23 protein-coding genes and 7 tRNA genes are annotated in these 25718 nt (G+C 71.0%); 9 read left to right on the top strand and 21 right to left on the bottom strand.

Annotation, left to right across the window (positions count from 1 at the left end; translation table 11 throughout):
• Positions 1–214: 214 nt before the first annotated feature.
• Positions 215–288: transfer RNA gene (locus ACFW2G_RS25415), tRNA-Met, on the bottom strand.
• Positions 289–589: 301 nt separating this feature from the next.
• Between ACFW2G_RS25415 and ACFW2G_RS25410 the strand changes: the two genes are divergently transcribed.
• Positions 590–1849: a hypothetical protein gene (locus tag ACFW2G_RS25410; RefSeq protein WP_384584823.1), complete on the top strand. Its 1260-nt coding sequence runs from the start codon at positions 590–592 to the stop codon at positions 1847–1849.
• Positions 1850–1923: 74 nt separating this feature from the next.
• On the opposite strand, the gene ACFW2G_RS25405 is transcribed toward ACFW2G_RS25410, so the two are convergent.
• From ACFW2G_RS25405 to ACFW2G_RS25390, 4 genes are all read right to left on the bottom strand, one after another.
• A complete protein-coding gene (locus ACFW2G_RS25405) occupies positions 1924–2439 on the bottom strand; it encodes a GNAT family N-acetyltransferase (RefSeq protein ID WP_037921283.1) in 516 nt (171 codons plus the stop codon).
• Between the two features lie 40 nt (positions 2440–2479).
• A complete protein-coding gene (locus ACFW2G_RS25400; protein ID WP_384584820.1) occupies positions 2480–2695 on the bottom strand; it encodes a hypothetical protein in 216 nt (71 codons plus the stop codon).
• 45 nt (positions 2696–2740) lie between these two features.
• Positions 2741–3223, bottom strand: coding sequence for a hypothetical protein (locus ACFW2G_RS25395; RefSeq protein ID WP_236647587.1), 483 nt, complete (start codon positions 3221–3223; stop codon positions 2741–2743).
• A gap of 128 nt (positions 3224–3351) precedes the next feature.
• Positions 3352–3426: transfer RNA gene (locus tag ACFW2G_RS25390), tRNA-Ala, on the bottom strand.
• A gap of 95 nt (positions 3427–3521) precedes the next feature.
• Between ACFW2G_RS25390 and ACFW2G_RS25385 the strand changes: the two genes are divergently transcribed.
• Positions 3522–3809: a hypothetical protein gene (locus ACFW2G_RS25385; protein ID WP_384584817.1), complete on the top strand. Its 288-nt coding sequence runs from the start codon at positions 3522–3524 to the stop codon at positions 3807–3809.
• 156 nt (positions 3810–3965) lie between these two features.
• Here the strand turns inward: ACFW2G_RS25385 and ACFW2G_RS25380 are convergent.
• From ACFW2G_RS25380 to ACFW2G_RS25355, 6 genes are all read right to left on the bottom strand, one after another.
• Positions 3966–4038: transfer RNA gene (locus ACFW2G_RS25380), tRNA-Lys, on the bottom strand.
• Positions 4039–4246: 208 nt separating this feature from the next.
• Complete coding sequence (locus tag ACFW2G_RS25375) at positions 4247–6346, bottom strand: DEAD/DEAH box helicase (protein ID WP_384584814.1); 2100 nt, start codon at positions 6344–6346, stop codon at positions 4247–4249.
• A 308-nt stretch (positions 6347–6654) separates the two neighbouring features.
• Positions 6655–7203 (bottom strand): hypothetical protein, encoded by a 549-nt coding sequence (locus tag ACFW2G_RS25370; protein WP_063890574.1) that lies wholly within the window; start codon positions 7201–7203, stop codon positions 6655–6657.
• 95 nt (positions 7204–7298) lie between these two features.
• Positions 7299–7673, bottom strand: a complete 375-nt coding sequence (locus ACFW2G_RS25365; protein WP_384584811.1) for a fluoride efflux transporter FluC — start codon at positions 7671–7673, stop codon at positions 7299–7301.
• Positions 7670–8209: a CrcB family protein gene (locus tag ACFW2G_RS25360; RefSeq protein ID WP_052030338.1), complete on the bottom strand. Its 540-nt coding sequence runs from the start codon at positions 8207–8209 to the stop codon at positions 7670–7672. The genes ACFW2G_RS25365 and ACFW2G_RS25360 overlap by 4 nt, the downstream gene beginning before the upstream one ends.
• On the bottom strand, positions 8206–8556 hold the full coding sequence (locus tag ACFW2G_RS25355) for a metallopeptidase family protein (protein WP_037920091.1): 351 nt from the start codon (positions 8554–8556) through the stop codon (positions 8206–8208). Before ACFW2G_RS25355 ends, ACFW2G_RS25360 begins: the two co-directional genes overlap by 4 nt.
• A 104-nt stretch (positions 8557–8660) precedes the next feature.
• On the opposite strand from ACFW2G_RS25355, the gene ACFW2G_RS25350 reads away from it, so the two are divergent.
• The 3 genes from ACFW2G_RS25350 (at position 8661) to ACFW2G_RS25340 (ending at position 8945) form a co-directional block, all read left to right on the top strand.
• Positions 8661–8733, top strand: a tRNA-Glu gene (locus ACFW2G_RS25350).
• Between the two features lie 39 nt (positions 8734–8772).
• A tRNA-Asp gene (locus tag ACFW2G_RS25345) sits at positions 8773–8846 on the top strand.
• A gap of 22 nt (positions 8847–8868) precedes the next feature.
• Positions 8869–8945: transfer RNA gene (locus ACFW2G_RS25340), tRNA-Phe, on the top strand.
• Positions 8946–8983: 38 nt separating this feature from the next.
• On the opposite strand, the gene ACFW2G_RS25335 is transcribed toward ACFW2G_RS25340, so the two are convergent.
• Genes ACFW2G_RS25335 through ACFW2G_RS25325 form a run of 3 tightly spaced genes read right to left on the bottom strand, consistent with a single transcriptional unit; the run spans position 8984 to position 11019 of the window.
• Complete coding sequence (locus tag ACFW2G_RS25335) at positions 8984–9820, bottom strand: cytochrome c biogenesis CcdA family protein (protein WP_384584808.1); 837 nt, start codon at positions 9818–9820, stop codon at positions 8984–8986.
• The gene (locus ACFW2G_RS25330) at positions 9817–10548 is read right to left on the bottom strand and encodes a DsbA family protein (protein WP_384445653.1); all 732 of its coding nucleotides are present in this window, start codon (positions 10546–10548) and stop codon (positions 9817–9819) included. Before ACFW2G_RS25330 ends, ACFW2G_RS25335 begins: the two co-directional genes overlap by 4 nt.
• Positions 10549–10602: 54 nt before the next feature.
• On the bottom strand, positions 10603–11019 hold the full coding sequence (locus ACFW2G_RS25325) for a hypothetical protein (RefSeq protein WP_384584805.1): 417 nt from the start codon (positions 11017–11019) through the stop codon (positions 10603–10605).
• A gap of 111 nt (positions 11020–11130) precedes the next feature.
• Between ACFW2G_RS25325 and hrpA the strand changes: the two genes are divergently transcribed.
• Together hrpA and ACFW2G_RS25315 are read left to right on the top strand one after the other, a co-directional pair.
• The gene (hrpA, locus tag ACFW2G_RS25320) at positions 11131–15069 is read left to right on the top strand and encodes an ATP-dependent RNA helicase HrpA (RefSeq protein ID WP_384445656.1); all 3939 of its coding nucleotides are present in this window, start codon (positions 11131–11133) and stop codon (positions 15067–15069) included.
• Between the two features lie 68 nt (positions 15070–15137).
• A tRNA-Asp gene (locus ACFW2G_RS25315) sits at positions 15138–15211 on the top strand.
• Between the two features lie 697 nt (positions 15212–15908).
• On the opposite strand, the gene bldC is transcribed toward ACFW2G_RS25315, so the two are convergent.
• Both bldC and ACFW2G_RS25305 read right to left on the bottom strand, forming a co-directional pair.
• A complete protein-coding gene (bldC, locus tag ACFW2G_RS25310; RefSeq protein ID WP_003949541.1) occupies positions 15909–16115 on the bottom strand; it encodes a developmental transcriptional regulator BldC in 207 nt (68 codons plus the stop codon).
• A 568-nt stretch (positions 16116–16683) separates the two neighbouring features.
• A complete protein-coding gene (locus ACFW2G_RS25305; protein ID WP_384584802.1) occupies positions 16684–17538 on the bottom strand; it encodes a hypothetical protein in 855 nt (284 codons plus the stop codon).
• Between the two features lie 191 nt (positions 17539–17729).
• Between ACFW2G_RS25305 and ACFW2G_RS25300 the strand changes: the two genes are divergently transcribed.
• Both ACFW2G_RS25300 and ACFW2G_RS25295 read left to right on the top strand, forming a co-directional pair.
• Positions 17730–18848 carry an amino acid dehydrogenase gene (locus ACFW2G_RS25300; protein WP_078556234.1) on the top strand — a complete coding sequence of 373 codons (1119 nt, stop codon included), beginning with the start codon at positions 17730–17732 and terminating at the stop codon, positions 18846–18848.
• Between the two features lie 280 nt (positions 18849–19128).
• A complete protein-coding gene (locus tag ACFW2G_RS25295) occupies positions 19129–19392 on the top strand; it encodes a DUF3073 domain-containing protein (RefSeq protein ID WP_030957046.1) in 264 nt (87 codons plus the stop codon).
• A 79-nt stretch (positions 19393–19471) separates the two neighbouring features.
• On the opposite strand, the gene purM is transcribed toward ACFW2G_RS25295, so the two are convergent.
• The 5 genes from purM to ACFW2G_RS25270 all read right to left on the bottom strand — a co-directional run bounded on the left by purM (position 19472) and on the right by ACFW2G_RS25270 (position 25523).
• A complete protein-coding gene (gene purM, locus ACFW2G_RS25290; protein WP_384445658.1) occupies positions 19472–20542 on the bottom strand; it encodes a phosphoribosylformylglycinamidine cyclo-ligase in 1071 nt (356 codons plus the stop codon).
• A 93-nt stretch (positions 20543–20635) separates the two neighbouring features.
• The gene (gene purF / locus ACFW2G_RS25285; RefSeq protein WP_037920099.1) at positions 20636–22153 is read right to left on the bottom strand and encodes an amidophosphoribosyltransferase; all 1518 of its coding nucleotides are present in this window, start codon (positions 22151–22153) and stop codon (positions 20636–20638) included.
• Between the two features lie 432 nt (positions 22154–22585).
• Entirely contained in the window at positions 22586–23395 is an 810-nt protein-coding gene (locus tag ACFW2G_RS25280) for an META domain-containing protein (RefSeq protein ID WP_384584799.1), read from the bottom strand.
• 53 nt (positions 23396–23448) lie between these two features.
• Complete coding sequence (locus tag ACFW2G_RS25275) at positions 23449–24231, bottom strand: sterol carrier family protein (protein WP_384584796.1); 783 nt, start codon at positions 24229–24231, stop codon at positions 23449–23451.
• Between the two features lie 17 nt (positions 24232–24248).
• On the bottom strand, positions 24249–25523 hold the full coding sequence (locus ACFW2G_RS25270) for a hypothetical protein (RefSeq protein ID WP_384584793.1): 1275 nt from the start codon (positions 25521–25523) through the stop codon (positions 24249–24251).
• Positions 25524–25718: the final 195 nt, after the last annotated feature.

Below are 25718 nucleotides of genomic sequence, written 5' to 3'. Positions count from 1 at the left end.
TGGGCCGTCAATCAGCTTGCACAGAGCGGCGATTCCATTACCCGCTGTCACATTGGATCTTTGCTCCGCCCGCCCGCCACGCCCCCGGCAGCGGCATGGCGGCGGCCCTACGGCGGCCGTCAGGACGGTGGGACACGCGGAGGGGCCGAGCCTTCGGCGGCCGGGAACGCGCCGAAGGCCCGACCCCCAAGAGGGCCGGGCCTTCGGCTATGAGTAGCGGGGACAGGATTTGAACCTGCGACCTCTGGGTTATGAGCCCAGCGAGCTACCGAGCTGCTCCACCCCGCGTCGATGAACACAACTCTACGCCATCCCTGAGCGCCTCTTCGCCAATTCTTCGCCGGACCGCCTCGAAGCCGACATCGCCGCAGCTCAAAGACCTAAAACCGACCTGAAGCCGGCACCCGAGAACCAAGATCATCTCTGTTGCACGGCGGTGACACTGCGGGGATGATTCCGCGATCGGATCCGGGTGAAGATTCATCTGTCGCCGCGGCCAGGGGGACCACGAACCGGCCGGACGACACAGACCACACCAACCGCCTCGGCGCTCCGCCGATGCTCTCGCGATTCCTGGGGGGAGTCCACCATGTCCGTTCGCACCACAGCAGCCATCGCAGTCGTCGCCGGCGTCGTCACCACTCTGCTGCCGCTCTCGGCCACTGCCGCGTCCGCCGCACCCGCCACCGACGGCCATGCCGTGCTGCGCACGGAGATGGGCGCTCCCGTCCCCAGCGGCCCGCTGACCCGCGGCGGCGCCGCCGAGACCTTCGACCTCACGGTGAAGAACCCGACCGGCAAGGCCGTCGAGTACAAGCCGTGGCTGCTGCTGGACCCGAAGGGGCCGAGCAGGCTCGCCGAGAACGACATCGTCTTCAAGGTCGAGGCGGTGGACGCCCCGGCGACCACGTCCCACGTCGGCCAGCAGGACGGCGAGTGGCAGGGTGAGTTCTCCCCGTCCGCCGGCCGACCCGGCGCGGGCTTCGACATCCCCGCGAACGGCGCGATGACCTGGAAGGTCACCATCGGCCTCGGCGCGGACTACCCCACCAACAACGGCGACTTCGGACTCACCGCCACCAGTTCCAACAACTCGGTCGCTCCCGGCGGCGCCGACTCCCACCTCTTCACGGTCGACCCCCGGATCAAAACGGGCGAGCTGAAGACGTGGTTCAAGCAGGTCAGTTCGGGCAAGGACGGCCAGGAGCAGCGCGCCTACCTGGACCTGAACTACCAGGCCACCGGTGACGGCACCTTCGGCACCGCCCTCGCCACCAGCCTGACCCTGTCGCACCCGGGCCAGCAGGACGCCGACTTCCGGCTCCAGGCCCTGATCGGCGGCCGCTGGCAGGACCTGAGCCCCAAGGACAGCCGCTACGAGCTCCCGCTCATCGCCAAGGGCTTCGGCGCCGCCTCCGGCGTCCACACCCAGCCGCTGCGCCTCAGCCTGGGCAAGCACACCAAGCTGACCGGGCGCACCACGATCACGATGGAGGCCGAGGTCCGCCAGGCCGAGGGCAACACCTGGCCGCTCGTGACCGTCCCGGTGCAGTTCCCGCTGACCCCGATCACGGAGCCGGCGCCGACCGAGCCGACCGCCAACCCGACCACCAACCCGACCACCACCCCGTCCCCGACCCCCAACCCGTCCTCCACCACCGACGTCCGGCAGGCCGTCGCCACCACCACAGGCAACTCCAACCTGGCCGCCACGGGCTCCTCCACGGGCTCCCTGGCCGCCACCGGCGCCGGCTCGTCCACCGGCCTGTACGCCGGCCTCGCCGCGGCCCTGGTCGCGCTCGGCGCGGCCACCGTCTGGCTCGGCCGTCGCCGCCGCACCAACGTCTGATCGCACTTCCCCACACCCCGAAGCGCCCCGCCCGATCCCTCGGGCGGGGCGCTTCACGTTGGGCGCGCGTGCCGTCAGGCGGTGGCCCGTTCGCGTCTGCGGGTCAGGACACGGGTGGTGGAGCCGTCGTCCTCGCGTACGTCGCGGACGTGCTCGAAGCCGATGCGGGTCAGCAGGGCCAGGGAGGCGGTGTTGGGCGCGGCCACCGTGGCATGCACCTCGGTCAGCCCGAGCCGGGCGAACGCGTACGCGACGACCGCCTCCGCGATCTCGGTGCCGAGACCGGATCCCCATGCCTCGGGGGCCAGGGCGTAGATGATCTCGTGGCCGTCGACCTCGTCGGTCCGCTTGATCTCGGCGTGCCCGACCAACCGCCCGTCCCTGCGCACGGCCCAGACGTCGAAGAGGCCCTCGGCATAGACCTTCGTGAAGACCCGCCCGAACAGGGCACGGTCCTCGGATTCGGCGGCGGGGCCGTCCCCCATCCACCGGGAGACCCGGGTGTCCTGGAAGAGGGCCACGAAGGCCTCCTCGTCCTCGGGGGTGTACGGGTCGAGCAGCAGGCGTTCGGTACGCAGAACCGGAGTCACGGTGGCGACGCTACCGCCGCCACCCAGGACGTTCACCCCGTTAACCGGCCTGCGCGTCATGCCACACGGAGAACGTCACCACCTTGGGCCACCAGGTGTTGGTCTCCCGCTCCACCCGACGGTCATCCGGCTCCAGCACCAGGGGCTCGTCCGCCACCTCAGCGATCCGTTGCACCAGCACCACCGCAGCATCCCCGCACCGCCCGCGGCCCCGGGAACCGCCGTACGAAACGTCGTACGAGGCGTCCGAGCTCACAGCGGGCTCCCTTCGCCTATGGCCTGACCTGCGCGTCCGTCCGTTCTAGCCGCACGGTACGGCTTCCAGGTGATAGGTCGTGTCCACCCAGAAATCGCCAGACTGAGCCTTGATGGACAACACGTACTCCCCCGGTGCGAGGGGGTCGATCGCGCTCCAAAGACCCCAGGCAACCCAGGGCAGGCCAGAGGCGAAGAATCGCTTCGAGGCCGCCTCGTGGAGGGGCAGCGGGATGCCGTTCAGGTCTGCCTCGGCGCGCGATGCCGGCATGCGCCAGGGATCGGCAGAGAAGCCGAGGGCCAGGCGCCGCGTGTTGAAGACGGGAAGGAACAGCGGCCGGTCGACCGGGACCGTGCAGCGACGCACCACCCTCCCGCCGTAGGTGCCTGCGAGGAACCAGACGTCGGCCGGTTGGCGCCAATGCGCGTGCTCACCCGTGGTGTCCTCCACAGGGCTGCGTCCGGACGGGGCCGACATCGCCCACTTCCACCACCGCGCCGCAAGCATCTCCGAATCGTGTTCAGACACAGCCACTCCCGCACCCACGCACCTGCTGACCAGGCAATTCAGCGCAGCCTATCGTGCGGGTGTGCGAGTCCGTGCCGCTACGGCCATGACGCTGCGCGGCCCGCTGACCGTGCTCCTCAAGGCTGAAGGGCGGGGCGGCCGGATTCGAACCGGCGTCCTCCTCCATGCTGTGTAGGCGCACTACCTCTGTGCTACGACCCCGCTTGCGGCGATCATAGGCAGCCCGCCCCACCGCGGGGCCAACGATTTTCCCAGGGCCACGCGCCTCACTCCCCATCCGCTCGTCGCCGGCGCGCACATGCTCGATGCACCGCTCGGCGGTCGCGGCATCGGGGCAGCAGTACGGGCGGCCGCTGAACGCCACGACGCCGTTGCTGCCGCGCCGGGCGGGGTCGACGTCGTCGCCCTCGACTCCGAGACGGTGAAGGTGCGTGTGAGGCACCGCAAGCGGCAGATGCGGGAGCGCCTCGCGTGGGGTGAGGCGTACGTCGACACCGGCTGCGTGTGCACGCAGGAAAACGGCAGGTGGCTCCACCAGGCAGGGTCACCGCGCAGTTGCGGCGGCCGGCTGCCGAGGACGCCGTAGGGCTGGTCCCGCGGCGGGCCGTTCGTGCCGCCGGGCTCACCTCGGGCTCACATCAGGCCGGCGGACGCCCCGGGTACGGCGAAGCGCCCCACCCGAAGCGATCGGGTGGGGCGCCAAGGCGCAGGTCAGAGGAAGGTTCCTCCGCCTCGCGAGCAGTAGGCCATGTCGGACTCGAACCGACAACCAACGGATTAAAAGTCCGCTGCTCTGCCAATTGAGCTAATGGCCCTCCGGGTGCTCACCCCAGAGCATAGCCGGACAGCGCCGGTCAGCCGATCGGGTATCGACCGACCGGCCTGTCGGCGTCAGTTCACGGCGCGCCGACGCAAGGCGCCCGGGCGGCCGCGATGGCTCCTGGCCGCGCCCCACCACGCGACGGGGCCCCCGCCGACCGGAGTCGTGGGGGCCCTGTCAGGAGGTCAGCTCAGCGGCCGAGGTCAGCCGTTGCGCTTCCAGCGCGGCTTGTCGTCGCGGCGGCCGAAGCCGCCGGAGGGGCGGTCGTCGCGGCGGAAACCGCCACGGTCGCCACCGCGGTCACCGCGGTCATCACGGTTGAAGCCACCAGAGGGACGGTCGTCACGACGGAAACCACCCGACGGACGGTCATCACGACGGAAACCACCACGGTCACCACCGCGGTCACCACGGTCATCACGGCGTTCGTCACGACGGAAACCACCCGACGGACGGTCATCACGACGGAAACCACCACGGTCACCACCGCGGTCACCACGGTCATCACGGTTGAAGCCACCAGAGGGACGGTCGTCACGACGGAAACCACCCGACGGACGGTCATCACGACGGAAACCACCACGGTCACCACGGTCGTCACGGCGGTCGTCACGGCGGTAGCCGCCACGGTCGCCACCGCGGTTGTCACGGCGCTCGAAGTTGCCGCGGTCGTCACGCTGGGCGCGGTTCTCCTCGCGGCGCTCCTGCGCGGCGATCTCGGCCGCGGCGGCCGCGGCGGCAGCCGCGACCTCGGCCTCGGCGGCCTCGGCCACCTCGGCAACGGCGGCCTCCGGGTCCTCGCCCCGCTCACGCGCGGAACGGGCGACCAGACGGTCGGCCTCCTCGCGGAGCTCGGCGGCCCGGCGGGTCAGGCGCTCAAGCTGCTTGGTGAGCTCGGCGACCTCGCGCTCGGCCTGCTTGGCGGCGTTGTTCGCGGAGTCCGCCTGGACCTCGGTCAGCGATCGCGCACCGGTGATCTCGGCGACCTCCGGCTCGAAGGCGCCGGCGCCCTGGACGATGTGGCGCGAGGCGTCGACGCCCGCGTCCTCCATCAGGCGGAAGATCTGGCGGCGCTGGTGCGGCAGCGCGAGGGAGACGACGACGCCGGACTTGCCGGCACGGGCGGTACGGCCGGAACGGTGCAGGTAGTCCTTGTGGTCACCGGCCGGGTCCACGTTCAGGACCAGGTCGATGCCGTCGACGTGGATGCCTCGGGCGGCGACGTCGGTGGCGACGAGCGCGTTGACGTAGCCGTCCTTGAAGTCCGCGAGAACACGGGTACGGGCGCCCTGCGTCATGCCGCCGTGCAGTGCGTCGGCCTTGACGCCGGCCTCGACGAGCTGCTCGGCGATGCGGTCGGCGCCCAGCTGGGTGCGGACGAAGATGATGGTGCGGCCCTTGCGGGCGGCGATCGCGGCCGTGACCGGCGCCTTGTCCTTCGGCTTCACGACGAGCACGTGGTGCGTCATGGTCGTGACGTTGCCCTGGGCGCTGTCGACCTCGTGCGTGACCGGGCTGGACAGGTAGCGCTTGACCAGGGTGCCGATCTCGTTCTCCATGGTGGCGGAGAAGAGCATGCGCTGGCCGCCCTCGGGGATCTGGTCGAGCAGCTCGGTGACCTCGGGCAGGAAGCCCAGGTCGGCCATCTGGTCGGCCTCGTCGAGGACCGCGACCTGGACGTTCTCCAGGGAGCAGGCGCCGCGGTTGATGATGTCGCGCAGTCGGCCCGGGGTGGCGACGAGGATGTCGACACCGCGCTCCAGGGCGTAGATCTGGTTGCTCATGGAGGTACCGCCGCAGACGACCTTCATCTTCAGGCCGAGGACGTCGCCGTAGGGCTGGAGGGCGTCCGCGACCTGCATCGCGAGCTCACGGGTCGGCGTCAGGATGATCGCGCGGGGCTTCTTCTTCTCGGTGTGGCCGCCGGCCAGGGTGGCCAGGGTCGGCAGACCGAAGGAGAGGGTCTTGCCGGAACCGGTGCGACCGCGGCCGAGGATGTCCTTGCCGGACAGGGCGTCCGGGATGGTCGCGGCCTGGATCGGGAAGGGCGTGGTGACACCGTTCTGGGCGAGCTTGCGCACGATGCCCTCGGGCAGACCCAGGTCGCCGAAGGTGACCGTGGGCTCGGCGTCAGCGTCAGCGTCTGCATCGGCGGCGAAGTCGTCGGTGGAGTCCTCGAAGGACCCGCCGCTCACGTCGGCCTCGAGAGCCTCGATGATTCCCTCGGCCTCAGCGGCCTCGATCGCCTCGGTGACCACGAGGGCCTCGGCGTCGATGAGCTCGTTGGAGTCGTTCTCGGGCATGACGGAACGGTCAGAACTGGAAATGGACATGCGAAATGCGAAACCTTCCGGAGTCTCGGCACGCGCCCAAACTCCGTGAATCGCAAATCGACCGCCTCAATGCGGTCAGCCACGGCTAGGGAGAGTACGCGCCACGCGGCGCTCTTCGGATTCGGCGCCGGGCAATGGGATCAAACGATCTATAACCATACGCACCCTCCCCCGGGTCTGGCAAGTCGCTCCGGCAGAATCGTCCCCGACCTGCACAGACGCCCCATCGGAAGGGCTCGGTCGCGCCTCCGGACATCCAGACGGGTTCGGCCTCCGCCCTAGGCCTGGGGCCCGGGCTGGGTGCTGGGCTCCGGCTGCGGGGTCGACGGCAGCGGAGTGGGTTCCGTCACAGGCGGCGTCGGAAGCGGCGGCTCCGGCGTCGGGCTCGCCGACTGGTGACCTCCGCCCGGACCGCCCGACCTGCTCGGACCACCGGAACCCGAACCGCTGGAACCGCCCGTCGACGGCTGCTGGGGGCTCTGCCCGCCCGCGCCGGCGCCCGGTCCCGCCGACGGAGCGGGCGCTCCCGGCGTCGCACTCGGCGCGTCCGGGCTCGGGGAGGCGCCGGTCGCACCGGAGGCCTTGCCGTCCTCCTGCTGCCCGCCGGCCTGGCCCTCCAGGCCGTCCTTCGCACCGTGCCCGTTGCCGCGGATCCCGGAGCCCCGGCCGGAGGCAGCCCCGACATCCGCCTCCGACCCGGTACGCCGGTCCGCCGCGGCGGAGGGCCCCGGAGTGGCCACGTCCTCGCCGACGCTCATGCAGCCGGCCGTCGCCGCGACCGCGAGAGCGGTGACGGCCAGCCTGAGGGAAGCGGACAACTGGCGCACGGGGGGACCTCCGGAGCCTGGGGAGCCTGGGGACATGAGGCCCGCAGCAGCGGGTCGACGTGCCCAACTCCCTTTCCCCCATGAGGGACACGCCCTCAGGCGAACAGTTGTCGCGCCACCTGCGAACCGAGGTGCACCGCGCCCAACCCGACCAGCACCGACATCGCGACGTTCGCCGCGGCCAGGAAGCCCCACCCGCGTTCGGCCAGCCGCAGCGTCTCGTACGAGAAGGTCGAGTACGTGCTCAGCGCCCCGCACAGCCCGGGCCCCAGCAGCAGCACCACCCCCGAGGAGGCCGCGCCGGCCAGCGCCGCACCGGCCAGCACCCCCAGCATCAGGCAGGCGGCCGCGTTGACGACGAAGGTCCCCCACGGGAAGACGGAATCGTGTCGCTGCTGCACCGCACGGTCCGTCAGATAGCGCAGCGGCGCCCCGACGACCGCGCCCGCCACCACGGAGAGCCAGTTCACCGGACCACCCGGTCCGGCCCGGGACCCGCCTCCCGGCCCGCGCCCCGGCCCCGGACGGCGAGCCGGGTCGCCGAGGCCCCGGCCCAGACCGCGCCCAGCGCGGCGACCACCGTGAGCCCGGCATAGGCCAGCGCGGAGCGCGCCGCCCCCTCGTCCAGCAGACGCGAGAAGTCCATCGCGTAGGTCGAGAAGGTGGTGAAGCCGCCGAGCACGCCGACCCCGGCGAAGGGCCGCAGCAGCGGATGCGGCGCCGACCGCCCGCCTTCGCTGATCAGCACCATGAGTACGCCGATCAGCCCGCACCCGGAGGCGTTGATCCACAGGGTCGCCCACGGGAACGCTCCGGGCACGGCGGGCCAGAGCAGCGAGATGCCGTACCGGGCCGAGGCCCCGACCGCGGCGCCGGCGGCCACCGCCGCGAGCACCCGGCCCTGCGGCTCGGCCCGCTGCGCGGGCACGTGCAGGTCGACGTCCGGGTCGATCGCCTCGGCGCCGCGGGCGGGGACGGGGGCGGGCCGGAGTCCTCTTCGGCTCACCCGTACCCCAGCGCGTGCAGTCGTTCGTCGTCGATCCCGAAGTGGTGGGCGATCTCGTGCACCACGGTGACCTCCGTCTCCGCGACCACGCTCTCCCGGTCCTCGCACATCCGCAACGTGGGGTTGCGGTAGATCGTGATCCGGTCCGGGAGCACCCCGGCGTACCACTCGCCGCGATCCGTCAGCGGCGTCCCCTCGTAGAGCCCCAGCAGCTCCGGATCGCCGGCCGGCGGCTCGTCCTCGACGAAGACCGCCACGTTGTCCATCAGCCGCGTCAGCTCCGGCGGGATCCGGTCCAGGGCCTCTGCGACGAGCTCCTCGAACTCCTCGCGCGTCATCTCCAGCACCGGGCCATTGTCCCTCCGGGGGAAACCGTTTTGGCGATAGCTCCCCGGATCCCATATGCTTCTCACGTCCCCGACGCGCTGGAAAGCGCCCAGGCGGGCCATAAGCCCTCATCGTCTAGTGGCCCAGGACGCCGCCCTTTCAAGGCGGTAGCACGGGTTCGAATCCCGTTGGGGGTACGCATTACCGTGTGCAAGACTTTGTCTCGCACACCGCAAGGTCCTGTGGAGCAGTTGGTTAGCTCGCCACCCTGTCAAGGTGGAGGTCGCGGGTTCAAGTCCCGTCAGGATCGCTGAGGCCGGAAACGGTCTCGTGGCTGGGTAGCTCAGTTGGTACGAGCGATCGCCTGAAAAGCGATAGGTCGCCGGTTCGACCCCGGCCCCAGCCACCACCAAGAAGGCCCCGTCCGTCGGACGGGGCCTTCTGTGGTCACTCCCGCGCCTCCTCCGCCCGCGCCCGGCGGCGCCACTGCACCACGCCGAAGACCGCCGCGCCGACGGCGACCGGCCCGAGCAGAGCCCAGTCCGGTACGGCGTCCGCCAGCGTCCGCACCCACTGTTCCACCGCGAACGAGTCGTCCACGTCCAGCAGCCCCGGGAGCGCGCTCGCCCCGTCGTAGGCGAGGAACAGCACGCCCAGGGTGATGAAGAACAACCCGGACAGCAGCGAGGTGGTGTGCAGCTCCCGGCCGCCCGCGCGGAAGGTACGGCCCCGCAGCCAGCGCCGCCGGCCCAGGTCGAAGCGCTCCCACAGCAGGGCCATCACGAAGAGCGGCACGGCCATCCCCAGCGCGTAGACCGCCAGCAGCAGGCCGCCGTAGACCGGGCTGCCGCTGACCGCCGCGACCGTCAGGACACTGCCCAGGATCGGGCCGGCACAGAAGCCGGCCAGCCCGTAGACCGCGCCGAGCGCGTACACGGACAGGGCAGTGGTCGGCCGGATCCGCCCGGACAGCTCGGAGATCCGCTTCGGGGCGAAGCCGAGGCCCAGGATCTGCGCGGCCCCGAGCACGATGATCAGCCAGCCGCCCGCCAGGACCAGCTCGTCGCGGTGGCCGTGGAAGAACCTCCCGGCGTACGAGCCGGCCGCCCCCAGCGGTACGAGGGTGCTCGCGAGGCCCGCGTAGAAGATGCCGGTGCGTGCCAGCAGGCGTGAGGCGGAGTCGATCGAGTACGCGAAGAAGGCGGGCAGGAGCAGCGCGCTGCACGGGCTGAGCAGCGCGAGGAGGCCGCCCAGCAGGGCGGCCAGGTATCCGATGTCGGTCACTGCTTCGCCGCCGCCTCGGCCTGCGCGATGGCGGCGGCGAAGGCGCCGAGCGGCTGCGCTCCGGCGATCGGCTGACCGTTGACCAGGAAGGACGGGGTGGAGGTGACGCCGATGCGGTAGCCCTCCTCCTGGTCCTTCTTCAGGGCCGCTGCGGCCTGCTCACCGGCCATGTCGGCCGCGAAGCGGTCGAGGTCGGGGACCCCGGCCTCGCGGGCCAGCTCCAGCAGCCGCGGCTCGGCGAAGCCCTTCTCCTTGGAACCGTGGGCGTACGCGGCCGCGTGGAAGGCGGCGAACCGGTCCTGCTGCCCAGCGGCCCAGGCTGCCCTGGCCGCGGCCTCCGATTCCGCGCCGAAGATCGGGAAGTTGCGCCACTCGATGCGCAGCGTGCCGTTGTCGACGTACTTCTTCACCAGCTCGGGCTCGGTGTCCCGGGCGAACTTGCCGCAGTAGCCGCACTTGAAGTCGGAGTACTCGATGAGCACGACGGGCGCGTCCGCGCGGCCGACGGCGAGCTTGTCGCCGTCCTCCCGGCGGGCCAGGGCCTGGAGCTCGGCGGACGTGTCGGTGCGCGGCGCGGTGGCGGCGGGCGCGGAGCCTGCGGTGCCCGGGTCCCGGTCCCGGTCCCCGGGGGTGGTGGCCTGCCAGGAGACGAGGCCGAGGGTGACGGCGGCGAGGGCGACCCCCGCGGAGATCAGCAGGGGCTTCACGGCGGATGTGGAAGAGGGCATGCGGGTGCTCCAGTGATACGGGTGGTGAGACGGACCGGTGTGGGGCCGATCCGTCTAGAGCCGCATCACGGAGAGCTCCAGCGGGCCGGGCGCCGGCCGGTCCGGACCGCGTACGAGGACCTGGGCGCGTGGCGAGGCGTGGGGCCGGTGCTCCGCCGGCACCGGCCGGGCGGGCGGGACCTGTGCGTGGTCGCCGCCGGCGCGCGCGGGGGCGACGGGGGTACCGCCGTGCCCGGGGAACGCAGGGGCGCAGGAGGGGCCGCCGCCGGGCAGGGCCTCTTCCGCGTGGGGCCGGTCCGGGAAGCCGGGCGCCGGTTCCGCACGCGGGTCGCCGGACACCGCCGGGGCCGCGGCGCGGCCGGTCTGCGCGGAATCCGCCGGGAGCGGTCCGGCGGCAGCGGGGGCCGCCCCGCCCAGCAGCACCGCCAGGACCGCGAGCACGGCGCAGCCGAACAGGCGGGGGCGGGACAAGGTGGGCTGCCTCTCACTCGTACGGCCGAGGGACTCGTCCCGAAATGGTACGGGTCCACCCGACAAATGCGTTCGCCACCCGGAGGGCCCAGGTGAGATCCTCGATCAGGTATGTCTACTTCCTTCGCCGCCCTGCAGACGCTTCTCGGTGAGATCTCCCTCCGTGACGCGCACCGCCTCGGCCGCCGCCTCGAAGGCGCCCGCCGCATCCGCAAGCCCGAGGCCAAGCAGGCCGTGCTCGACGAGATCGCCGCGGAGGCCGCGAAGGCCGCCGAGCGACTGGCCGGCCGTGCCTCGCGGATGCCGGAGGTCACGTATCCCGAGAACCTGCCCGTCAGCCAGAAGAAGGACGAGATCGCCGAGGCGATACGCGACCACCAGGTCGTGATCGTCGCGGGCGAGACCGGTTCCGGCAAGACCACGCAGATCCCCAAGATCTGCATGGAGCTCGGCCGCGGCGTCCGGGGGATGATCGGGCACACCCAGCCCCGCCGGATCGCCGCCCGCACCGTCGCGGAACGCATCGCCGAGGAGCTGAAGTCCGAGATCGGGCAGACGGTCGGCTGGAAGGTCCGGTTCACCGACCAGGTGGACCAGGACGCGACCTTCGTGAAGCTGATGACGGACGGCATCCTGCTCGCCGAGATCCAGACCGACCGCGAGCTGCGCGCCTACGACACGATCATCATCGACGAGGCGCACGAGCGGTCCCTGAACATCGACTTCCTGCTGGGCTATCTGTCCCAGCTGCTGCCGAAGCGCCCCGACCTCAAGGTCGTGATCACCTCGGCGACCATCGATCCGGAGCGCTTCTCCCGGCACTTCGGGGACGCCCCGATCGTCGAGGTCAGCGGCCGGACGTTCCCGGTGGAGGTGCGCTACCGCCCGCTCCTGGAGGAGGACGGCGAGGAGAGCGACCGCGACCAGATCACCGCGATCTGCGACGCCGTCGACGAGCTCCAGGCCGAGGGGCCGGGCGACATCCTGGTCTTCCTCTCCGGCGAGCGCGAGATCCGTGACACGGCGGACGCCCTCATCAAGAAGAAGCTGCGCTTCACGGAAGTGCTCCCCCTCTACGCTCGCCTCTCGCACGCCGAGCAGCACCGTGTCTTCCAGCAGCACACGGGCCGCCGGATCGTCCTGGCCACGAACGTCGCCGAGACTTCGCTCACCGTCCCCGGCATCAAGTACGTGATCGACCCGGGCAACGCCCGGATCTCCCGCTACAGCCACCGCACCAAGGTGCAGCGCCTGCCGATCGAGCGGATCTCGCAGGCCAGCGCCAACCAGCGCAAGGGCCGCTGCGGCCGTACCAGCGACGGCATCTGCATCCGGCTGTACTCCGAGGACGACTTCAGCGCCCGGCCCGAGTTCACCGATGCCGAGATCCTGCGGACGAATCTGGCCTCCGTCATCCTCCAGATGACCGCCGCCGGCCTCGGAGAGATCGAGAAGTTCCCCTTCATCGACCCGCCGGACCACCGCAACATCCGCGACGGCGTGCAGCTCCTGCAGGAGCTCGGGGCCCTGGAGACGGGCGGGAAGTCCTCCCCGGAGGGGAAGAAGGGGCAGCGTCTGACGCAGCTGGGCCGCAAGCTGTCCCAGCTGCCCGTCGACCCTCGGCTGGCCCGCATGGTCATCGAGGCGGACAAGAACAACTGCGTCCGCGAGGTCATGGTCATCGCGGCGGCCCTGTCCATCCAGGACCCGCGCGAGCGGCCCTCGGACAAGCAGACCCAGGCCGACCAGAACCACGCCCGTTTCAAGGACGAGACCAGCGACTTCCTCTCGTTCCTGAACATGTGGCGCTACGTCCGGGAGCAGCAGAAGGAGCGCGGCTCCTCCTCCTTCCGCCGGATGTGCAAGCAGGAGTACCTGAACTTCCTGCGGATCCGCGAGTGGCAGGACATCTACTCGCAGCTGCGCACGGTCGCCAAGAGCATGGGCATCCACGTCAACGAGGCGGACGCCCCCGAGCAGGTCGTGCACGTCTCGCTGCTGGCCGGTCTGCTCTCCCACATCGGGCTCAAGGACACCGACAAGAACGAGTACCTCGGTGCCCGCAGCGCGAAGTTCGCGATCTTCCCGGGCTCGTCGCTGTTCAAGAAGCAGCCGAAGTTCGTGATGTCGGCCGAGCTGGTGGAGACCTCGCGGCTGTGGGCCCGGGTGAACGCCAAGGTCGAGCCCGAGTGGGTGGAGCCGCTGGCGCAGCACCTCGTCAAGCGCACCTACAGCGAGCCGCACTGGGAGAAGGACCAGGCGGCCGTGATGGCCTACGAGAAGGTGACGCTCTACGGCGTGCCGATCGTCGCCCAACGGAAGATCAACTACGGCCGGATCGACCCCGAGGTCTCGCGGGAGCTGTTCATCCGCAACGCGCTGGTGGAGGGCGACTGGCGGACCCACCACAAGTTCTACGCCGACAACCGCAAGCTCCTCACCGAGGTGGAGGAGCTGGAGAACCGGGCCCGGCGCCGCGACATCGTGGTGGACGACGAGACCCTCTTCGACTTCTACGACCAGCGGATCCCCGAGCACGTGGTGTCGGGGGCGCACTTCGACTCGTGGTGGAAGCACAAGAAGCGCGACGAGCCGGAACTGCTCGACTTCGAGCGGGAGATGCTGCTCACGGAGAAGGCGGCCGGGGTTACCAAGGCCGACTATCCGGACTCCTGGCAGCAGGGTCGGTTGACGTTCCGGGTGACCTACCAGTTCGAGCCGGGCGCGGACGCGGACGGCGTGACCGTCCACATCCCGCTCCAGGTGCTGAACCAGGTCACCGGCGAGGGCTTCGACTGGCAGATCCCGGGCCTGCGCGAGGAGGTCGTCACCGAACTGATCCGCTCGCTGCCCAAGCCGATCCGCCGGCACTACGTGCCCGCACCGAACTACGCGGGCCGTTTCCTGGACACGGCCGTGCCGCTGCGGGAGCCGCTGCCGGTGACCCTCGCCCGCGAGCTCCAGCGGATGGTCGGGGTGCCGGTCACGGCCGAGGACTTCGACCTGACGCGGATCCCCGACCACCTGAAGATCACCTTCCGGATCGTCGACGAGCGGCGTCGCAAGATCGCCGAGGACAAGGACCTGGAGGCGCTGCGGCTCAAGCTGAAGCCGAAGGCCCGCCAGGCCCTCTCCAAGGCCGCCGCGGCCACCGCCGAACGGGCGGGCGGGGAGTCGGTGGAACGCACCGGCCTGACCGACTGGACCATCGGCACCCTGAGCAAGGTCTTCGAAACCCGGCGGGCGGGCCAACCGGTGAAGGCCTACCCGGCGCTGGTGGACGAGGGCACGAGCGTCTCCGTACGGCTCTTCGACACCGAGGCCGAGCAGCAGCAGGCGATGTGGCTGGGCACCCGCCGGCTCATCCTGCTGAACATCCCGGTGAACCCGGCGAAGTTCGCCTCGGACCACCTCGGCAACCAGCAGAAGCTGGCCCTCTCCAGGAACCCGCACGGCTCCGTCCAGGCGCTGTTCGACGACTGCGCCACGGCGGCGACCGACCGGCTCATCGCCGACCACGGCGGCCCGGCCTGGGACGAGGCCGGCTTCCGCAAGCTCTACGAGGCCGTCCGCGCGGACCTGGTGGACACGACCGTGCGGGCAGTGAACCAGGTGCAACAGGTCCTGGCCGCCTGGCAGGCCTGTGAGCGGCGCCTGAAGGCCACCTCCAGCCTCGCGCTGGTCGCGAACATCCAGGACGTCAGGACGCAGCTGGCGGCCCTGGTGCCGGCCGGCTTCGTGACGCTCACCGGGCTGCGCAGGCTGCCGGACCTGATGCGCTACCTGGTGGCGGCGGACCGGCGGCTCCAGCAGATGCCCACGGGCGTCCAGCGCGACACCACGCGCATGGAGAAGGTCCACGAGATGCAGGACGAGTACGCCTGGCTGTTGGAGCAGCTGCCGAAGGGACGGCCGGTCCCCGCCGCCGTGACGGACATCCGCTGGATGATCGAGGAGCTGCGTGTCAGCTACTTCGCGCACGCGCTCGGCACGGCGTACCCGATCTCCGACAAGCGGATCGTGAAGGCGGTGGACGCGGCCGCCCCCTGATCGGTTCGACCGCACCCCCTGAGCTGCTGTACAGTCTGATTCGCAGCCGCCGAGCGGCTGCGATTCCAGGTCCTGTGGAGCAGTTGGTTAGCTCGCCACCCTGTCAAGGTGGAGGTCGCGGGTTCAAGTCCCGTCAGGATCGCAGCGAAATCAGGGCCCGCATCCCTTCGGGGATGCGGGCCCTGACGCGTTGACGGACGCCTCCATCCAGGCCGGGTTGGGGGGCGGCCGCTCGGCAGCCGCGGGGCCTCCCGCGGCGATGCCCCCGGTTCACCCGCCACGGACCGTGCCCTCCGCGGCCCGACACTGCCTCTCCCGGCTCCCGTAGCGGGCTCGGCGCCGCCCCTTCGGCCCCTTCGGCCCCTTCGGCCCCTTCGGCCTCGTCGGACTCCTGCCCCTGGACCGCGGCCCGTGACGACGGCCCGTGAACCCCGCCAGGCGCTCGCGCCTCCCGCATTGCCCCTCCGGGCGAGAATCCCCCGTTCGCCTGATGGTCACCGCGAGAGCCCTCCCCATTACGGGGTGCATTGCCGGATATACAAGAGTGATCATCTGTGACGGGTGTCACCGCATGAGTTTTTGGGACTCACACTTTTATCGCATCCATACGCCTGCTCGATTTAATATGTGCAATGGCACCTACCTGTCAGGCGCCCCGGCGAGCTTCCGACACTCCCCTGACCTGGGCATAAAAAGATCGCGCTGGACCCGGCGGAGTCCAGCGCGATCGAACGACCCGAGAACCTGTTGGGGCAGGCCGGGTCGTATGAAGCAATATGGGTTTCATCGGATTGGGGGACCCGATGGCGACCCGTTCAAAGCGGGGTGTTTACGCGACCTCAGGCCTCGCTGCGCTGCTGCGGAATTCCCGCCAGCAGTGCGCGGACCTCGGCCTCGCGGTACCGGCGGTGCCCACCCAGGGTGCGGATGGACGTGAGCTTGCCAGCCTTGGCCCAGCGGGTGACCGTCTTAGGGTCCACGCGGAACATCGTGGCAACCTCAGCCGGGGTCAGCAGCGGCTCGGCATCAGGGGTGCGAGCGGTCATGAGCGGCCTCCTCGGGAGAACCGAACCATCTCGGTTCTTTCCTCTAAATTCTGCACCTTGGCCCGCGTTGCCCGAAATGGACATACGCGGGCCGAGTCGGTTATAGGACGAACGGCTTGTCCTCGGCACTACAACTACACCATCCGTCCAGCCTCGACGGCCAAACCGACGGAATTGCCCTCCGAGGTGTTCATCAGCGGCGGAAGCCCGATGGACCGTCCCATAACGGACAGTCACCCCACTGTGACGATCAGTCACAGAGCGATCAGGAGTCGTCAGACCCCCCGTAGAGTGCAATGCCGAGCATTCCGCCCTTAGTTGGGCGGAAGGAACCCTCCCCGGACTCCTTGTCCTATTTTGGCACGAGGGTAGGGGAAGGGCGCAAGGGTGTGGTTAGTGCGGTCCGTCACGCTTGGGCCAATGGCCCGTATCGGGACGTAGGTCCTGGCACTACGTCCCAAATGCCACGATCGGGGCTCTGATCAGCCAGTTTCAACTGAACGACCGATACGCTCCGGTACGTACGGACCTCCGAAAGGTGAAACCAGCCACACCGTCGACTTTCAGCCTAATTCGCGAAAAGCCGCTCCCGGACGGCCCGCCAACGCTGCGCAAGCTCCCCGTACCTCTCCGCCGCGGCCTCGGCGTCCCCCGCCCGCAGGGCGGCGATACCCGCCGCGAGGTCCCCCGCCGAGCGGTCGACGGCGAGCCGGTCCGCCGGAAGGGCGTGCACCAGCCCTCCGTAGTCCAGCTCGACCATCGAGCGGGGATGGAACTCCTCCAGCCAGCTCCCCACCTCGACCAGCCCCTCGGCGAGCATCCCGTACCCCTCCGCGGCGCGCAGCGTCCGCAGGGCCCGCGCGAGGCGCCGGCGCGCCTGCACCATCGGAGTCCGGTAGCGCAACCGCTCTCCCGGCACGTACTCCCGCTCCTCGTCCGCGACCAGCACGAACCAGCGCAGTGGGATCTGCCACACCCCGGTACGGATCCACGGGCGGGCGTCCGGGTTCCGCTCGCGCCAGCGCTCGTACTCCTCGGCGGCCCGGCGGCGGACCGCGGGCGGGAGCGCCGCGTCCAGCACCGGGCGCGGGAACTGGTCGACCAGTTCCTCCAGTGCCAGCCAGCCGCGCAGCCGGGTCCGCCACGGGCAGACCAGGAGCACTCCGTCGACCTCCGCGGTGAAGGCGTCGGCACTCTCGTGCGCCGGCACCCCCACCAGGGGCACCCGCACCAAGTCCGCCAGCGAGCCGCGCAGTTCGTCCTGGGCGGTCGGAGCCGTCGCACGCCGGGCGTACCGCGTCCAGTGGGTGCGTTCCGGCTCCGCGAAGGCGGCCAGGGGTTCGTAGACGCGCAGGTAGGAGGCGTACGGGACGGCCGGCGCCGAGCGCGCCGAGGGCAGCAGGGGATCGGTCGATTCGGTCACCCTCTCGTCCTCCCCGCTTCCGGGGTCCGGTTCACCTCCGGCCCGCCCCCACCGGGCCCGGACCGGCTCCCGTACTCCGAGAGTGTTTCGATCCCCGGACAGCAGACCCCCATCCGGCCCACAGGTCTTACTCTGCTCACAGCACGCCCTCCCCCACCCGCAGGGGGGCGTCTTCCCGCCGCATCTCTTCCATGGGAGTCACCACCGTGACCGAAATGACCGACGGCGTCCTGCACACCCTGTTCCGCACGGAGCAGGGCGGCCACGAGCAAGTCGTGCTGTGCCAGGACCGAGCCACCGGCCTGAAAGCCGTCATCGCGATCCACTCCACCGCCCTGGGCCCCGCCCTGGGTGGCACGCGTTTCCACGCCTATGCCTCCGACGAGGAGGCCGTGCGCGACGCCCTCAACCTCTCGCGCGGTATGTCCTACAAGAACGCCATGGCCGGTCTCGGCCTCGGCGGCGGCAAGGCCGTGATCATCGGTGACCCCGACGTCATCAAGACCGAGGAACTCCTGGAGGCCTACGGCCGATTCGTGGAGTCCCTCGGCGGCCGCTACGTCACCGCCTGCGACGTCGGCACGTTCGTCGCCGACATGGACGTCGTCGCCCGTGAGACCCGCTGGGCCACCGGCCGCTCCCCCGAGAACGGCGGCGCCGGCGACTCCTCGGTGCTCACCGCCTACGGCGTCTTCCAGGGCATGCGCGCCTCCGCCCAGCACCTGTGGGGCGACCCGACCCTGCGCGGCCGCAAGGTCGGCGTCGCGGGTGTCGGCAAGGTCGGCCACTACCTGGTGGAGCACCTGATCGAGGACGGCGCCGAGGTCGTGATCACCGACGTCCGCCAGGAGTCGGTGCAGCGCATCCTCGACAAACACCCGGGCAAGGTCACCGCGGTCGCCGACACGGACGCACTGATCCGTGTCGAGGGCCTCGACATCTACGCCCCGTGCGCGCTCGGCGGCGCACTGAACGACGAGACGGTCCCGGCCCTCAACGCCGCGATCGTGTGCGGCGCAGCCAACAACCAGCTGGCCCACCCGGGCATCGAGAAGGACCTCGCGGACCGCGGCATCCTCTACGCCCCGGACTACGTGGTCAACGCGGGCGGTGTCATCCAGGTCGCGGACGAGCTGCACGGCTTCGACTTCGACCGGTGCAAGGTGCAGGCCACGAAGATCTTCGACACCACGCTGGAGATCTTCGCTCGTGCGAAGTCGGACGGTATCCCGCCGGCCGCCGCGGCCGACCGGATCGCCGAGCAGCGCATGGCGGACGGCCGCCGGACCCTGCCGGTGACGGCCTCCTAGGGGCCCGTCGGGGGGCTCGCCGGGGTGCGGGGAGACGGAACTCACTGCACTTCGGCGGGTCGCTCGTCGGGAAAGGGTTAAAATCGCAGCTGACCAGCGAGGACGGGGCGCCTCGTTGGTTCTGCACCGGGGCGCGTCATGCGGGCGGCGTACCGTATGGCCGCGGAAGCAGGTACCGTTAAACCCCTACGGACGGTCTCTCCACGGAGAGCCCGCTCCGAACCATGAACGCGTGTCAGACTCTGGGGCCGTCGAGCCCCGTCACCGAGGGGGTCGAGCCATGGGGCGCGGCCGGGCAAAGGCCAAGCAGACCAAGGTCGCCCGCCAGCTGAAGTACAGCAGCGGCGGGACTGACTTGTCGCGTCTGGCCAACGAGCTGGGCGCATCGACCGCGGAACCGCTGTCTGTCAGCGAGCCGGTCGAGGTAGACGACGATGAGCTGGACGAGGACGACCCGTACGCTCGGTACGCGGACCTCTACAACAGCGATGACGACGACGAGGACGACGAGTCCGGTCCGTCGGCACAGCGTCGCGGCGCTTGACGCCCCGAGGCGTCTGCACGACACGACAAAAACTGAAACCCGGTCCAGGGCATAGCCCCGGGCCGGGTTTCAGTGCTGCTCAGCTCGCGTAGGAACCGGTGAGGGTGGCACCCTCGGCGTGGTCGCCGCGGTCCAGGATCTCGCCCGCCACCCAGGCGTCGACGCCCCGGTCGGCCAGTGCGGTCAGCGCCACGTCCACCGACTCGGCGGGCACCACGGCCATCATGCCGACGCCCATGTTCAGGGTCTTCTCCAGCTCCAGCTGCTCCACCTGACCGGCCTTGCCGACCAGGTCGAAGACCGCGCCGGGGGTCCAGGTCGAACGGTCGACCGTGGCGTGCAGGTGGTCCGGGATCACCCGGGCCAGGTTGGCCGCGAGGCCACCGCCGGTGATGTGCGAATACGCGTGCACCTCGGCGGTCCGAGTGAGCGCCAGGCAGTCCAGCGAGTAGATCTTGGTGGGTTCGAGCAGCTCCTCGCCGAGGGTCCGGCCGAGCTCCTCCACATGGCTGTCGAGGGACATCCCGGCGCGGTCGAAGAGCACGTGCCGGACCAGCGAGTACCCGTTCGAGTGAAGGCCGGACGAAGCCATCGCGATGACGGCGTCCCCCGTACGGATGCGATCCGCACCGAGGAGGCGGTCGTACTCGACGACGCCGGTGCCGGCGCCCGCCACGTCGAAGTCGTCCGGGCCCAGCAGGCCGGGGTGCTCGGCGGTCTCGCCGCCCACCAGGGCGCAGCCGGCGAGGACACAGCCCTCGGCGATGCCCTTGACGATGGCGGCGACACGCTCGGGGTGCACCTTGCCGACGCAGATGTAGTCGGTCATGAAGAGCGGCTCGGCACCGCAGACGACGATGTCGTCCATGACCATCGCGACCAGGTCGTGGCCGATGGTGTCGTACACGCCCATCTGGCGGGCGATGTCCACCTTGGTGCCGACCCCGTCGGTGGCCGAGGCGAGCAGGGGGCGTTCGTACCGCTTGAGGGCGGAGGCGTCGAAGAGGCCGGCGAAACCGCCGAGGCCGCCGAGGACCTCGGGGCGCTGCGTCTTCTTCACCCACTCCTTCATCAGCTCGACGGCGCGGTCCCCCGCTTCGATGTCGACGCCCGCGGCTGCGTAGCTGGCACCGGTGGTCTTCTCTGTCATGACAGGAGAGAGCTTTCGTGTCGTTACTGCGGTTGGTGCGGGGCCCCGGGAAAAGCCTGAAAGACGGGGCCCCGCGCAGGTGGAGCCGGGGACTTACGGGCGACGGAGCGCGTCGGCGGCGTCCGCGCCGCCGGCCAGCTCGGTCTCCAGGAGCTGCTTGCCGAGGAGCTGCGGGTCCGGGAGCTCCATCGGGTACTCGCCGTCGAAGCAGGCACGGCAGAGGTTGGGCTTCTGGATCGTCGTCGCCTCGATCATCGAGTCGATCGAGATGTACGAGAGGGAGTCCGCGCCCAGCGACGTGGCGATCTCGTCGACCGTCATGCCGTTGGCGATGAGCTCGGCCCGGGTGGCGAAGTCGATGCCGAAGAAGCACGGCCACTTCACCGGCGGCGAGGAGATCCGGATGTGGACCTCGGCCGCGCCGGCCTCGCGGAGCATCTTGACCAGGGCGCGCTGGGTGTTGCCGCGGACGATCGAGTCGTCCACGACCACCAGACGCTTGCCCCGGATGACTTCCTTGAGGGGGTTGAGCTTCAGGCGGATGCCGAGCTGGCGGATCGTCTGCGAGGGCTGGATGAAGGTCCGGCCCACGTAGGCGTTCTTGACCAGGCCCGAGCCGTAGGGGATCCCGCTGGCCTCCGCGTATCCGACCGCGGCGGGCGTGCCGGATTCCGGCGTTGCTATCACCAGGTCGGCGTCGACCGGGGCTTCCTTGGCCAGGCGCCGGCCCATCTCGACACGCGAGAGGTAGACGTTCCGGCCGGCGATGTCGGTGTCCGGGCGCGCCAGGTAGACGTACTCGAAGACACAGCCCTTGGGCTTCGCTTCTGCGAATCGGGAGGTGCGCAGACCGTTCTCGTCGATGGCGACGAGTTCGCCCGGCTCGACCTCGCGGACAAAGCTGGCGCCCACGATGTCGAGGGCGGCGGTCTCGCTCGCGACCACCCAGCCGCGCTCCAGGCGGCCGAGGACCAGCGGGCGGATGCCCTGCGGGTCACGGGCGGTGTAGAGGGTCCCCTCGTCCATGAACACCAGCGAGAAGGCACCCTTGACCTTCGGGAGCACCGCACGGGCGGACTCCTCGATGGTCAGCGGCTTGCCGTCCGCGTCCACCTGGCCGGCCAGCAGGGCCGTGACCAGGTCGGTGTCGTTGGTGGCGGCCACCTGGGTGGCACGGCCGTCCTGACGGGGGAGATCGGCGACCAGCTCGGCGAGCTCGGCGGTGTTCACCAGGTTGCCGTTGTGTCCCAGGGCCAGGGAGCCGTGGGCGGTCGCGCGGAAAGTGGGCTGCGCGTTCTCCCACACGGACGCGCCGGTGGTCGAATAGCGGGCGTGACCGACCGCGATATGACCTTGGAGCGAACCGAGGGAGGTTTCGTCGAAGACCTGGGAAACGAGGCCCATGTCCTTGAAGACGAGGATCTGGGAACCGTTGCTCACAGCGATTCCCGCGGACTCTTGTCCACGGTGCTGCAGCGCATACAGTCCGAAGTAGGTGAGCTTGGCGACCTCTTCACCCGGAGCCCAGACACCGAAGACGCCGCAAGCGTCCTGGGGGCCCTTTTCGCCGGGGAGCAGGTCGTGGTTGAGTCGTCCATCACCACGAGGCACGCTCCCGAGTGTAGGCGAGATCGACCACTGGTCCGAATTGGGGATGGCCGGGAAATGTCACAGCACAGAGGGTGACCGGGCGCCTCCGTCCCGGTATTCGGATCACCTTGTCGACACCTACGAAGACATGCGCACGGATGCTCGACCGCACCGCCCCTCGGTGACCGCGCCGTCACCCCCGGCCGGGGCCGGCGACCGGACCCGGTCCGCGGCGCGAGCGGCGCCCGCTGCCATTCCGCGGCGCCGCAACTCCGCCGCGACGTTGCCCGATTCCGCCCCCGCCCGGCCCTGCCCCGCCGCGCCCCGCCGCACCGCGCGCCGCCCGGCAGCCCGCCCGGAGCGGGGCGGAGCCGCCCGGCGGACCGAACCCGGGCAGCCTGTGTCTTCGTACGAGAACCGGCCGCCCCGGGCGCCATCGCGCCGGCCGGCGGACTACTCGGCGTCGGAGGGCGCCTCGGCGATCAGGCCCGTGCCGTCGGCGGCGGTGAGGGTCAGCCGTCGGCCCTCGATCCGGGTGGCGAGGGGACCGCTCGCGAACAGGTCGGTCAGCTGCGCCTCGACCTCGCCCGCCGGGCCGTCGCACGCCATCCGCGTGGTGGTGAGCGGCCCGAAGGTGAGCCGGTCGCCGTCGCGGGTGACCCGTGCGCTGAACCGGTTGCAGCCCAGGGTCCCGCTCACGGACAGGTCGGCGGCGATCGTGAACCGCGCCGTACCGGCCGCCCCGGCGGGCAGCGAGGACACCGATGTGCCGCTGATCAGGGACTGAACGGTCCATTCGACCGCGGTGAGCGGTGCGTCCGGGTCCGCGGGCGCCGAGGTCATGGCGATGGTGCTCCCGTCGGGGGCCTTCAGGGTGAGCCGGTCGGGCCCCCGGTCGATGGTCAGGCGCCCGGTGAACAGCGTGGCGAAGGCCGTCTCGAACTCCATGTCCTCGCAGGCCATGGTGGTCGTGGCGCCGGGGGTCACGGTCACCGCGGAGGTGCCCGAGAAGGAGACGGCGGCCGTGAAGCCGTTGCAGCCGTAGTTGCCCTTGACCTGGTCCGCGCCGAAGTCGAGGCGGGCCGATTCGGGTGCGTGCAGGGTGCGGCCGCCCGTGGTCAGGGACTCGACGGCCCAGCGGCCCACGGGATCGGGGAGCACCGTGCCCGCGCCATGGTCCTCGGCCCGGCCGCAGCCGGCCGCGGCGAGCGCGAGTACGAGGGCCAGCCCCGCGGGGATGGGGACGTGCCGGAAGGTACGCATGCCCTTGGGACGAACGCTGTCTCCGGGAGGTTCCACCCCGGCCGCGCCCCCGATCAGCCCATCAGCGGCAGCAGCGCCGACAGGTCGGCCCGCTCGCCGCCGGCCCGCACCTGAGCCGTACCGAGCGCCTCGGCCCATGCGGTACGGCCGGTCGCGAGCCGGATCCAGGTCAGCGGATCGGTCTCCACCACGTTCGGCGGGGTGCCCCGGGTGTGGCGGGGGCCCTCGACGCACTGGACCACCGCGAAGGGCGGGATCCGTACCTCGACCGAACCGCCCGGCGCCTTCAGCGCGAGGGAGTCGGCGAGGAGCCGCGTGCAGGCGGCCAGCGCCTGCCGCTCGATCGGGATGTCCAGTCCCGCGGCCCGGTTCAGGTCGTCGGTGTGGACCACCAGCTCCACGGTCCGGGTGACCAGGAAGTCGGCCAGGGTCATGTCGCCGATCCACAGCTGGAGCACCCGCCCGCCGGGGTTCGCCGCGAGCGCCTCCGCCATGGCTGCGGCCGCCCGCTCGAACAGCTCGGGCAGGGGGGCGCCGGTGAGCGTCTCCCGGGCCGCCTCGGAAATCTTCCCGGCGAGGGACGCGGTGGCGAAGGGCCATTCGGTCGCGGTCAGTTCGGGGACGGCTGCGGGCGGCCGTGCGAGGCCGGCGGCCAGCGAGTCCGCGATCCACGCGACGTGGGCGGCGAGTTCGGCGACGCTCCAGTCCCCGAGCCCGCTGGGCCGCTCCAGCTGATCGGGGCCCAACTCCCCCACGGCTCTTGCGACATGGGCGAACTGTGCGGTCACGGCCGCACGGATCTTCACGGGGGCGTACCTGCGGGTCCTGGGTGCCATGCCGGGAGTCTGCCCGATCAGTCGCCGCCTCCGCAGCCGCCACCGCAGCTGCTGGAGCAACTGCTGGAGCAACTGCTGGAGCCACAGCCGCCGGAGGAACCGCAGGAGCTCCCCGAGCCGCTCGACCGGTCCGCCGCGCGCTGCTTGCGCTTCTCCGCCTCCGCCCGCAGCCCGAGGGCGTACGAGGTGCCCGCCGGCTGCCAGGGCGAGAGCAGGGGGTGCCGGCGGAAGGGCAGCAGCGGCACCGCCCTGACGGCGTCGGTGATCCGGCCGTCCCCGCGGTAGACGGCGTACCTCAGGATCACCTCGGCCCCCTCGCAGGGCACCCCGTACAGGAGCGCCTCGTAGGGCTCGGCGTAGCTGTCGATGTCGTGGTGTTCGAGCCGCAGTCGGCTCTCCGCGGCTCCGAGGAGGGTCTCCGGCAGGTGGCTGCTGTATCCGTCCGCGAAGCGGTCCCGGAAGGCGATCAGCGGCCGAGCGGTCGTGGTGTCGGCATCCGCGACCAGCCAGGAGAGCCGGCCGGGCTGCTCCCGGACGCCCACACGCACCACCGGCTGGGGCCCGTCGTGCAGCCGCCGGGCGGCGCGCCGCGCCGTGAGGCCGCGGCCGAGCAGCGGGACGCCCGGGGCGAGCAGCAGTACGGCCAGGACCTGCTGGACCGTCGCGTCGTACGGGTGCTCCGGGCCGGCTCCGCGGTCCTGCGCGAGACCCCACACCAGCAGCGCGGCGGCGGCCAGGCACAGCGCGGCCCCGGCGGCGAGCAGCCGTCGGCCGCGGCCGCGGTGGCCCTCCGGCAGGTTCTCGGGGATCGGCACCCGGCTGTCCCCGACGGCGGCGAGGAAGAGCTCCCGCTGACGCCGCCGCGCGCGCAGCCTGAGCGCGGACCCGACGAAGGCCCAGAGGCACAGGACGAGCGCCAGCACCCCGCCGGCCCGGGCCGCGGCGTCGGCGGGATCGAGGACGCGGTCGTTCCACAGCGTGTCCGCGGCGATCAGTGGGGTGGACACGAGGGTGGCGGCCGGCAGGAACCGGTACCAGGCGGGCAGGCACAGCAGGAGGACCGCCGGCACGTACCCGGCCCAGGTGGTGCCGGGTTCCGGGACGGCGGAGGGGTTCCAGGCGACGAGGAGGACCGAGAGGAGCACCAGCGGCGCGAGGATCCGGCCGACGGCGATCGGGGCGAAGGCGGCGGGTACGCGCGCTTCGAACCAGCGCTGGGCGTCCGCCACCCGCCAGGCCGGGGCGCCGCCCGTGGGTATCGCGGCGTCCGGCAGGTGTTTGACGATGCTCACGCGGTCAGTATGCGGAGCGGCCCGGCAGGCCAGAAGGGCCGCCGGGCCACGGAAGCGCAACAGTCGCGCGGTGGTGACGGGTCGGGGCCCCGCACGGTCCTCTTGGGTTCAAGGGGTCGTCGCAACACCACTTGGTTTCAGGTGGTGAGTAGATCACGTAGACGCTCGGCTGGGGTATCCCAGTCGAGCGTCTTG

It is taken from the genome of Streptomyces sp. NPDC058880 (genome assembly GCF_042742535.1).
Lineage (GTDB): Bacteria > Actinomycetota > Actinomycetes > Streptomycetales > Streptomycetaceae > Streptomyces.
This window is presented reverse-complemented; position numbering and strand designations above follow the sequence as displayed.